1 protein-coding gene is annotated in these 1,084 nt (G+C 41.2%); it reads left to right on the top strand.

The features are described from left to right. Positions 1 to 539 precede the first annotated feature (539 nt). Positions 540 to 1,016: a styrene-oxide isomerase StyC gene (styC, locus tag A3739_RS21415; RefSeq protein WP_068480124.1), complete on the top strand. Its 477-nt coding sequence runs from the start codon at positions 540 to 542 to the stop codon at positions 1,014 to 1,016. Positions 1,017 to 1,084 lie beyond the last annotated feature (68 nt).

The raw sequence follows: 1,084 nt of genomic DNA, 5'->3' as shown, positions 1-1,084 counted from the left end.
CATCTCCAATCCACTCGTGAAAGTCGATCTCCCCCTGCGTCGTGTTTGCTGTAAAATTTGGTGCTTGATCATTAATTCGAAGAGACATATTTACCCCGCTATACCTGGTATTTTGGTTTGGCTTGTTAAGCTATTGTTTCATTAGGCTTCTAATAAGATTGAGACTTATTATAGGTAGCGCACCATTAAAGCACATTTTGTGAGCCGAACAGGTCTCTCTTACTTCCCTTCAGACAGAATATGATTTTAAATTTACAAGCGCAATACGACTCAACGCCTTATTTGTGTGAACTACTACAACAAAAATTGATCAGGAATACTCCAGTTATTTCGGTAACTTTTTCAGCAACCGGCGGCATGGTTGTCTACAAAGTCTATTAACAAAATTCTTGAAAGGTCTTATAAATGCGCGGTTCTAACTCGTTTTCTTGTCTACAGCTTCTGGCAGTCTTTTTTAGTCTCACTGCCTACTCACTGATCGATGTTAAAATTGAAAACTCATCAATTTGTTCAAATAATAAAAGCAAACAGGTAAGTCTATGAACGCTCTTCAGAAGCGTATGGTCGGGCATGGCGCGATCATTATGTTAATCGGTCTTATTGCTGGTATCGGTTTAGTTATGAAACTGATAGGCGGCTTTGAGATATTTCCTAATTATATTGTGCAGTTTGAACTATTCGGTAGCGATCGCGGATGGGCTCGAGCTCATGCGGGTGGCTTGATGAACGGTTTAATGATCTTTGTTGTCGCACTGTTGCTATGGGGATTGAATGCACCAGAGCGCCTAGAGAAAAAGCTGTTTTGGATGATTGTAGGCGCGGGCTATGGCAACACCATGTTTTATTGGGGCGGGATGCTTTCGGCAAGTAGAGCTTTGACCTTCGGTGATAATCGACTCGGTGAAACCAATATATGGGGCATTTTAGGATTAGTGCCAGCGTTGGTGTTTAGCTTTGTTTCGTTATATTCCTTTTATGTTCTTGCGCGACATGCTTTTTCAGAAGCTAAGTCATAAAACCTCTCGGTAGCGCTATGGTGCTTATTGTATACAGACCTTGTTATAGGAGGAACTATGTCCGAAAT

This window comes from Oleiphilus sp. HI0067, from assembly GCF_001635735.1.
Note: the sequence above shows the minus strand (reverse complement) of the source record. Positions and strands in the feature narration are given on the sequence as shown.

Excerpts from the sequence above, each read along its gene's own strand:
- styC (WP_068480124.1), top strand. The coding sequence starts at position 540 with ATGAACGCTCTTCAGAAGCGTATGGTCGGGCATGGCGCGATCATTATG.